Below are 8839 nucleotides of genomic sequence, written 5' to 3' on the forward strand. Positions count from 1 at the left end.
GGGTGTCAGAAACCCGACATGCTTCCTCCCATCCGGAGGCCGGCCTGCTGCGAACAGCACTGTGCAGGCCCGCCACCGGGAGGGAACCCAGATGAGGAAACGACAAGCCGCCACGATGATCGGGGCGGTGGTGACGGCCGCGGTCGCTCTGCTGGCGGGAGCGACGCTGATCCCCACCGGCGTGCTCGGGGGCACTGATCCGCGGGCGTCGGCACCCCGGGCGCCGGCACCGGGGGCCACCGGGCCCGCATCGCAGGACGTGTCGACCCGGGCCGTCAGCGATCTCCAACGGCACCTGGGTCTCGTTCCCGGCGACTGGACGGCCTGGGCGGCGCTTGGCACCACATACGTCGAGCGGGCCAGGGTCACCGGCGACCCGACCTACTACCCGCGGGCCGAGACCGCGCTGGCCCGCTCCCTGGCGATCCGACCGGATGACAATGACGCCGCGCTGGCCGGGCAGGCGGCGCTGGCGGCGGCCCGCCATGACTTCGTCGAGGCGCTGCGGCTCGCCGACGCGGCGATAGCGATCAATCCGTACAGCGCGACCGCCGGCGGAATACGCGCGGACGCGCTGATCGAGCTCGGCCGCTACCCGCAGGCCTGGGAGGCTGTCCAGCACACGGTCGACCTGCGGCCGGATGTCGCCTCACTGGCCCGGGTCTCCTACGCGTTCGAGCTGCAGGGCGACGTCGCCGATGCCCGCAACGCCATGGAGCGCGTGCTCGCCGACGCGACATCCCCGTCGGATGCCGCGTTCGCCCTCTTCCACCTCGGCGAGCTCGCGTGGAACAGCGGTGATCGTGACGGTGCCGACGATGCCTACCGCCGGGGTCTGGAAAGAGATCCGTCCTCGGCAACGTTGCTCGGCGGGCGGGCCCGGGTGGCCGCGGCCCGCGGCCAGATCGAGACCGCACTGGCCGACTACCAGAGCGTGGTGACCCGAATGCCGACGCCGGCGCTGGTCATCGAGTATGGGGAACTGCTGGAGTCGGTGGGCCGGAGAGACGAGGCGCGGACCCAGTATTCACTGGCGCGAACCACGGCTGATCTGTTCCGCACGCAGCGGGTGGACGTCGGCGTGGACCTGGCCCTGTTCGAGGCCGACCACGGGGACCCGGCCGCCGCGTTCGCGACCACTGATCTGCAGATCAGGACCCGCGTCGGGATATTCGTCCAGGACGCCGACGCCTGGGCACTGCACCAGCTCGGCCGGGACTCCGAGGCCCTTGTCCACGCACGCGCCGCGGTTGCGCTCGGTACCCAGCGTGCACTTCTGCGCTACCACCTCGGCGTGATCGAGGCGTCGCTCGGGCAGCGGGACGCGGCAGCGGCAGACCTGCGGACCGCGCTCGCCACGAACCCGTACTTCTCCCCGCTGCACGCCCCACGCGCCGCGACGCTGCTGGCCACCCTTGCCGGCGGCCGGTGATGGCGACGACGCGGCCGGGCCAGCCAGCCCGGTGGCGCTGGTCGGCGGTCGCGGTGATCGCCCTGGCCATCGTCGGCCTGTCGGCGGGAGCGGCATCGGCTCATCCGCTGGGTAACTACACCGTGAACACCTCCAGCGTGCTGCGGGTGCAGCCGGACCGGGTGCTCGTCGACGTCATCGTGGACATGGCCGAGATCCCGACCACCCAGACCCGTCCGGCGATCGACGCTGTCGGCGCCACGAACTGGCGGGAGCAGGAATGCGGGCGCATCGCGGGCCAGGCCGACCTGACCGTGGACGGCCGGGCCCGCCCACTCACGCCGACCGCGGGCACCCTGAGCTTCCCACCGGGGGCGGGCGGCCTGTCGCTGCTGCGGCTGGTCTGCAGGTACGCGGTCGAGACCGGCGACACCCCCGCATCGGTCGGGTACACGTTGCGGGCCTACACCGACCGGGTGGGTTGGCGGGAGACCGTGGCGTTGGGTGATCGGACCACCCTTGTCGCCAGTGATGTTCCCACCCGGTCGTCGAGTGGGCTGCTCGCCTCGTATCCGTCGGACCCGCTGTCCAGCCCGTCCGACGTCACCAGCGCGACACTGCGGGTACAGCCGGGCGGACCGTCGGTCCTCGACCCCCTCGACGGCAACCAGAGTTCCGCTGTGCGCCCGGCCGGGTCGAGCGGGCTCACCGGGCGTTTCACCGCGTTGGTCGGGCGCCGGACGCTCTCGTTCGGCATGGGCCTGCTGGCCGTCATGCTGGCGGTCGGCCTCGGTGCGGTCCACGCGTTCGCTCCCGGGCACGGCAAGACGGTGATGGCGGCCCGGATCGCCGGCAACCGGGCGTCCCGTCGGGACCTCGCCCTGATGGCGCTGGCGGTGACCGTGACCCACACGCTCGGCGTACTGCTGCTGGGGGTGGCGCTGTCGGTGTCGACGAACCTTGCCCCGGAACGGTTGTACCCGTGGCTCGGCATCGCCAGCGGCACGCTGATGGTGAGCCTCGGCGTCACGCTGCTGCGCAGCCGGCTCGCGTCTCGTCGGGTCGGCCATGAGCACCATGACCATGCGGGTGGCCATGACCATGCGGGTGGCCATGACCATGCGGGTGGCCACGACCATGATCATGGGCACACGCACACACACGGTGGACGCCGGCATACCCATGCCCTCCCCGAGGGGTCGCCGAAACTGCGTGGCCTGCTTGCGATGGGGTTCGCCGGCGGTCTCGTCCCGACTCCGACCGCGGTCGTCGTGCTGCTGGGCGCCGTCGCACTCGGACGCGCCTGGTTCGGCGTCGTGTTGGTCTTCGCCTACGGCGTGGGTATGGCCGTGGCGTTGGTCAGCATCGGCATTCTGCTGGACCGGGCGCACCGTCCGCTGCTGCGACGGGCCAGCGCCGCCGCTCCGAGGCTCACCGGTGTGGCCGCCCGCTGGACCCCGGTGGCCACCGCGGGTGTCATCGTCGTGGCCGGGGCGATCATTGTGCTGCGCGCGGGGGTCCAGTTCGGCATCTGACAACCCGTTGCACCACAATGGCTTCGGGCATCGTGACCGGCGCATGGGACAAGGACGGGTCTAGTGGGCAGCGACGAAGTGGGCATCGACGTAGTGGGCAGCGAGGCAGTGGGCATCGGGACCGCGGACAGGTTGGCACTGCATGAGATCGCAGCGCGGTACGGAGATCTCATCGACGCCCGGGACTGGCCGGGTCTGGCGTACGTCTTCGCCGCGGATGCGGTTTTCGATCTCACTGACGTCGACGCTCCGCGGCTCGACGGGCTCGACGCCATCCGGCATCACATGGACGGCGCGGACCATCCGCTCGCCCACCACATCACCAACATCTATGTGACCGAGGACGGCGGCGAGCCGGTGCTGCACAGCCGTGTCCTCGGCGTCCTGCCCGACCGGCGTGCCAGTTCCGGCCAGTACACCGACGCGGTCGTCCGCACACCGGACGGGTGGCGCATCCGGCACCGGCTGTTCCAGCTGAACCGACGGCCGGCCCGATCCCCATCATCGGCCACGGCCATCGGGGGCAGTCGCGGCTGACAGGCGGGCGAGATCCGCCGGTGTGTCGATGTCGTCGGGGGAGCCGGTTCCGTCGCACGCCACCGTGACGACGCGGTCGGGGTGGGCGTGCAGCCAGGCGCGCGCGCCCACGTCACCACGGGCATGGGCGCACACCTCGGCCCATGTCTCACGCCGTAACAACACAGGATTACGCGGTTGCCCGCCGTAGGTGGCGACCGCCGCGACCGCGCCGGACGCGTGGGCGTCGAGCAGCCGGCGTACGGCCTGCGGGCCGATCAGGGGCTGGTCGACGAGCGCAATGATCACCGCGTCGAGGGCGGTGTCGGCAACCGCGTCGAGCCCGCGCCGAAGCGAGCTCCCCATCCCTTCGGCCCAGTCCGGGGCGAGGACGACCTGCACTCCTGGCAACGTCGCGGATCTGGTGACCTCGGCCGCGGCTGCTCCGAGCACCACGAAGACCGGCGCACAGCCGCCGGCTGCGAGCAGCCGAGCCGCCCGCTCGACCAGCGGTTCGCCGTCCAGCGTGGCCAGGGCTTTGGGACCGCCGAACCGGCGCCCGGCCCCGGCCGCCAGGACGAGCCCACCCACGCCGCCCGCCTGGGCGTCCACCATGAATGCCATCCTACGGCGCCGCATCCGATTTTATTGCAGTTGGTATATATCTTCATGATTATCTATCTAATTCTTCTTCGGCTATATTTGGGTGTCATTTTCTGGATCACATCGTCGGATTCGGCTGCCGACTATATGGTCAGGAACGGTGAAAAGGTCCCTGATCAGTGCGTTTCCGCGCGGCAGTGCGCGGGAGGTCCGTGTGCCCAGCCAGCCTGGTTCGGCGCCGGTCGCCTTCCTCAGCTACGCCGACGCGGACCATGCGCGGCACGGTGCTTCCCTGGCGGAGCTCGCGGCCGCGCTCGAGGATGACATCCGAACCCGAACGGGTCACTCTTCGTTCCGAGTTTTCTGCGATCGCCGGGATCCCCGCTGGGGTGAGCTGTGGCACGAGCGGATTGCCGGTACGGCGGACCCCGCGAACGCCGCGGCCATCCTCATAGCGGTCATGACCCCTGCTTTTTTCCGGAATGCCCAGTGCCGGCATGAGCTGGAGCGTTTCCTTCAGATCGAACGACAGCTGGCCCGTCCCGACCTTGTTGTCGCGGTCCGGTGGTCGAAGGAACTCGACCTGATTGCCGGCGGTACGACCGACCTGTTGGCACGGGCGGTCGCGCATCGGGTGTCCATGCACTGGCCACCCCCGGGCGGCGAATCACCGGCGGCGGTGCCGGTCGAACGCTGGGCGGCAGACCTCGCTGGACGGATCAGCGTGCCGCTGGACGCCCTTGTCCGTCCGGCGATTCTCTGGCCGGACGGTATTGCACACGATGACATTGCACACGATGACATTGCGCACGATGACATTGCTCCTGATGATAGTGCGTATCATGACGATACCGCCCGTTACGATATTATCGGACGGTATGACGGCATCAGCCGGTATAACAGTGATACTGCGCAGCGAAGCGGTGTCGTGCAGGTGCCGCGGCAGCTTCAGCCGGGGCAGACCATCCCGCTGCCTATCCAGCCACGGCCCTCCCGGGTATCGGTGCCGCAGCAAGCGCCGGCTCCCACGGTGTCAGCTCCGCCGACGTCGGCTCCGACGGCATCAGCTCGGGTGGCGCCCGCTGGAGTGGCGCAGGCCCCGCCGGTACGGCGCGGAATGCAGCCACAGTCGCCGCTTTCGCAGGCGGGCGGTGAACGCGGTTCCCGCCATCCCGTCTACCGGCCGATCGTGACATCCCACGACCTCAGCATGAAGGCGTTCAGCGCCACCCGCCTGCGCACCGGCTACACCATGGTCGGTGTTGACGCCTTCCTCGACCGGACTGCCGCGGAGTTGCACCGCCTGCACACACTTGTGCGATCGGTCGAGAGCGGCTACCGACCGGATCCGAGCGAACTCGTCCTGCGCGTGACCCCGACGGAGATCAGCTCGACGACCTTCAACCCGACGAGGTTTCTCAGTGGCTACTGCGAACAGGAGGTCGATGACTTCCTCAGCGTTGTCGCGCGGGAGTTCGCAAACCTCCAGAAATTTATGTCCGCGGTGGCGGGTGCCGGCCGGACCGGTGGGCGCGGTCTTTCCTACCACGCTGGTATAACCGGTCCGGAGGTGGCGGGAAAGTTGTTTACCCGGACGCAGCTCGGTGTTGGCTACAAGGTTGATCAGGTTAATGACTTCCTCGACCGGGTGGCGCAGGATCTGGCCGTCATGCACGCTCTGGTGAAATCCGCCGGAGACGGCCGGCAGCGGGATCCCGGTTCGTTTCCCGCATGCCTCGCGCCGGCCGACATCAGTGCTGTCAAGTTCGATACGACCCGGTTTTTCGGGGGCTACCGGGAGTACGAGGTCGACGATTTCCTCGACTTTCTTGAGCGCGAGTTCGCCCGCGTCCAGGATTATCTGGTCGTCAGTTCCGATTGAGTGCCGGTGTGGCTGCGGTAATCGAAAGCGAGGGCGGGCGCGGCATGGCAGGCCATGGGCGCGCTCGCCGTTGCCGGCACGGCACGGCACGGCACGGGAGGTTACAGCTTCCGGGCGATTGTCAGACCGTCCGAAACCGCCAGCAGAACGGCCTGCACCCGATTATCGGCGACCACGGCCTGGTTGAATGCCCGGATTGCCCGGACGTTCACCTCCTGGCTTGCCGCATCCACGACATAGCCACCCTGCAGCACGTTGTCGGCGACGATCAGCCCGCCCACGCGCATCCGCGGCACCAGCAGGTCGAAGTACGTCTGGTAGGAGATCTTGTCTGCGTCGATGAAGGCGATGTCATAGCTGGGCTCGGCGGGCAGCGCGGCGATGGTGGTCGCGGCCGGGCCGAGCCGTAGCTCGATCTGGTCGTCCAGGCCGGCGCGCTTCCAGTACTCACGCGCGAGCGAGGTCCAGTCCTCGTTCACGTCACAGCAGAGCAGCTGCCCGTCGGCGGGCAGCCCACGGGCGATGCAGACCGAGGAGTATCCGGTGAACGTGCCGACCTCGATCGCCCGGCGTGCCCCCGTGCTCGCTGTCAGCATGGTCAGCAGCGTGCCGAGCTCGGCGCCGATCTGCATGTCGGCCATATAACCGAACCTCCGTCGGGTTTCCTCGGCGAGATCGACGAGGAGCTCCTCCGGCGGTGAGCTGTGGATTGCGATGTAGGGCTGGATGCCGCGTGCGAGGATCGGTGAATCGGCCGCACGGTCAAAATTGGCCATACAGGCAGGCTACTACTCCCATCTGCAACCGCCTCTTCTCGGATTGTCGTTGTTGACCTTCAGCTTTCCGCTGGGGATGCCGTGTCGCCCGGGTGCATGCCGGGCAATTGCGGGGTGTGAGAACGAACCCCCGGACCCCGGCCCCGGCCCCGGCCCCGATCCCGCAGAGCGCCGACCGTACTGCCCCGGAGCTGGCCGGCGACACCGTTCACGCGGTTGGAAAGATCAGCGAGGCGTTGGAGTGGGTGGAACGGGCGAGAGGCCATCTCTACGCGTTCCACCAGATGTCCGGTCGTGCCGATCTCATGCTCGGGTCGGCGTTGGCGGAGCTGGAGAACGCCGGGCACGCTGACATAGCCGACCGGGTGCGTCGGGACCTGTTCGGGCGGAACGTCCTCGACGGCCGGTGGACCTTCCAGGTGGTCGAGGAGTATGACGACGGCTACTTCCGAACATTCGTGGAGTCCGAGCGGATGGTCCGGGACGCGCTGACCGGTGGCCGGCGACATGTCTACGAGGCCCGGATGAAGGCGTCCGAGCGTGAGCAGGCTGGGCGACCCGCGTTCGGACCCGGCGCCTGAGAGTCAAAAAACTACTTAAAGTAACATGAGTTACCCTTTCGGTATGGAAGGTGTAGGTTGGGGCATGTCCGGAGCAATATCACCCGCCGGCGGTTTGACAGGGCACCGTTTCGGGCGGCACGCTTGGGATGCGGCACCTCGTTCGGTGAGGCGTCTGCACGGACACAGGCCACTGACCCCGAACGTCGAGAGACGCCCCGGGTCAGGACAGCTCTCCCCGAGCTAAGGGGTGGGCCCAGGTGGCTTCCTGGTTGGGATTACGCCGTGCAGTGCCAAAGCTCTGACGAGGAGGGGTGTTCCGCACGTGGTCCGGTGCTGGGCTGGGCACGATTCGTGCGATCACTGTCTGCGCAGGTGAAGTGTGCCCACGGGCGCCCGGCGGTGAAAGGAGGTGGCGGGATGAGTCCCGGCCATAGTCCGTGCCTGTCCTTGGCTGGCTCGGCGACCCCCGCCGCCTGAGTCCGGTCCCCGTACCTGTACCTGTACGGCATACCTCTGTACGACCGACATCGCCGCCGGGCTCTGGTTCGCGTCGGCGAGGGCGCTGCGCCCTGTTCGTCCATGCGGGTGGACTGGAGTGCAAGCCATGACTCATGGGCTGCTCCGGTAGGCGCGCTGGATCAACGAGTGCTCCGAACGCCGCTGTGAGCCCGGCGGCGCCTACCGGCACGGCCCGTAAGCCCCTTGAGGAGCTGGCGTGATGACCGTGATGGAGAACGCGTTCTACACCGAGGGTCGGCGTTTTGCGCGGCCGAACTCGTTGGGTGAGACCTATCAACTCCTGCGTGAGCGCCATGACGAACACAAGCAGGACCTCGCGTGGATCGGCCTGGTCCGTCCGGACCGGTGCGAGATCGCCTCGATCGCGAACGAGTTCGATCTGCACGAGCTCGCGGTCGAGGACGCCGTACAGGCGCATCAGCGACCGAAACTGGAGCGGTACGGCACGACCCTGTTCGTGGTCCTGCGTGCGGCGCGCTACAACGACACCCGCGAAGAAGTCGAGTTCTTCGAGCTGCACGTCTTCGTCGGTGATGATTATGTGATCACCGTGCGTCATGGTGACGCCCCGGACCTGCCGAAGGTACGGCGGCGGATGGAGTCCGATCCGGAGTTGCTCGCCAGAGGGCCGGAGGCGGTGCTCTACGCCATCCTCGACCGGGTCGTGGACGACTATGCGCCGGTGGTGGCGGGGCTGGAAAACGATATCGACGAGATCGAGACCGAGGTGTTCCGCGGGGACCCCGAGGTGAGCCGGCGGATCTATGAGCTGTCCCGGGAGGTCATCGAGTTCCAGCGGGCCACCAAGCCGCTCCTTGGGATGCTGGCCGCGTTGGCGTCGGGATTTGTGAAGTACGGCGTCGACGCAGAGCTGCAGCAGTACCTGCGTGACGTGTCCGATCATGTCGTCCAGGTCGTGGAGCGCATCGAGGGCTTCCGGCAGCTGCTGGTGAACATCCTCACCGTGAACGCCGCACTGGTCGGGCAGCGCCAGAACGAAGAGATGAAGATCCTGACCGAGGCGAGTCTGGAGC

8 protein-coding genes and 1 riboswitch are annotated in these 8839 nt (G+C 68.1%); of the genes, 6 read left to right on the top strand and 2 right to left on the bottom strand.

What is annotated here, in order from left to right; genetic code table 11:
• Positions 1-91 precede the first annotated feature (91 nt).
• The 3 genes from U9983_RS13050 (at position 92) to U9983_RS13060 (ending at position 3483) form a co-directional block, all read left to right on the top strand.
• Positions 92-1432 (top strand): tetratricopeptide repeat protein, encoded by a 1341-nt coding sequence (locus tag U9983_RS13050; protein ID WP_322754279.1) that lies wholly within the window; start codon positions 92-94, stop codon positions 1430-1432.
• Complete coding sequence (locus U9983_RS13055; RefSeq protein WP_322754280.1) at positions 1432-2946, top strand: nickel/cobalt transporter; 1515 nt, start codon at positions 1432-1434, stop codon at positions 2944-2946. The genes U9983_RS13050 and U9983_RS13055 overlap by 1 nt, the downstream gene beginning before the upstream one ends.
• Positions 2947-3009: 63 nt before the next feature.
• Positions 3010-3483 (top strand): nuclear transport factor 2 family protein, encoded by a 474-nt coding sequence (locus tag U9983_RS13060; RefSeq protein ID WP_322754281.1) that lies wholly within the window; start codon positions 3010-3012, stop codon positions 3481-3483.
• Here the strand turns inward: U9983_RS13060 and U9983_RS13065 are convergent.
• The gene (locus U9983_RS13065) at positions 3448-4077 is read right to left on the bottom strand and encodes a nucleotidyltransferase family protein (RefSeq protein WP_322754282.1); all 630 of its coding nucleotides are present in this window, start codon (positions 4075-4077) and stop codon (positions 3448-3450) included. The two genes, U9983_RS13060 and U9983_RS13065, sit on opposite strands and share 36 nt — an antisense overlap.
• 202 nt (positions 4078-4279) lie before the next feature.
• Here U9983_RS13065 and U9983_RS13070 point away from each other — a divergent pair, with 202 nt between their 5' ends.
• Positions 4280-5947, top strand: coding sequence for a DivIVA domain-containing protein (locus U9983_RS13070; protein ID WP_322754283.1), 1668 nt, complete (start codon positions 4280-4282; stop codon positions 5945-5947).
• Positions 5948-6048: 101 nt separating this feature from the next.
• Here U9983_RS13070 and U9983_RS13075 read toward each other — a convergent pair whose 3' ends face one another.
• The gene (locus tag U9983_RS13075) at positions 6049-6723 is read right to left on the bottom strand and encodes an O-methyltransferase (RefSeq protein ID WP_322754284.1); all 675 of its coding nucleotides are present in this window, start codon (positions 6721-6723) and stop codon (positions 6049-6051) included.
• A 116-nt stretch (positions 6724-6839) separates the two neighbouring features.
• Here U9983_RS13075 and U9983_RS13080 point away from each other — a divergent pair, with 116 nt between their 5' ends.
• Together U9983_RS13080 and U9983_RS13085 are read left to right on the top strand one after the other, a co-directional pair.
• Complete coding sequence (locus U9983_RS13080) at positions 6840-7304, top strand: hypothetical protein (protein ID WP_322749228.1); 465 nt, start codon at positions 6840-6842, stop codon at positions 7302-7304.
• 130 nt (positions 7305-7434) lie between these two features.
• Positions 7435-7602: riboswitch (M-box (ykoK) riboswitch) on the top strand.
• 402 nt (positions 7603-8004) lie between these two features.
• On the top strand, positions 8005-8839 hold an 835-nt coding region (locus tag U9983_RS13085; protein WP_322754285.1), incomplete at its 3' end, for a magnesium and cobalt transport protein CorA.

It is taken from the genome of Protofrankia sp. Cas3 (assembly GCF_963555955.1).
Lineage (GTDB): Bacteria > Actinomycetota > Actinomycetes > Frankiales > Frankiaceae > Protofrankia.

What these genes read in the sequence shown, in the direction of transcription:
- U9983_RS13065 (WP_322754282.1), bottom strand. Translation starts at nt 4,077, where the DNA reads ATGGTGGACGCCCAGGCGGGCGGCGTGGGTGGGCTCGTCCTGGCGGCC.
- U9983_RS13075 (WP_322754284.1), bottom strand. Translation starts at nt 6,723, where the DNA reads ATGGCCAATTTTGACCGTGCGGCCGATTCACCGATCCTCGCACGCGGC.
- U9983_RS13055 (WP_322754280.1), top strand. Translation starts at nt 1,432, where the DNA reads ATGGCGACGACGCGGCCGGGCCAGCCAGCCCGGTGGCGCTGGTCGGCG.
- U9983_RS13050 (WP_322754279.1), top strand. Translation starts at nt 92, where the DNA reads ATGAGGAAACGACAAGCCGCCACGATGATCGGGGCGGTGGTGACGGCC.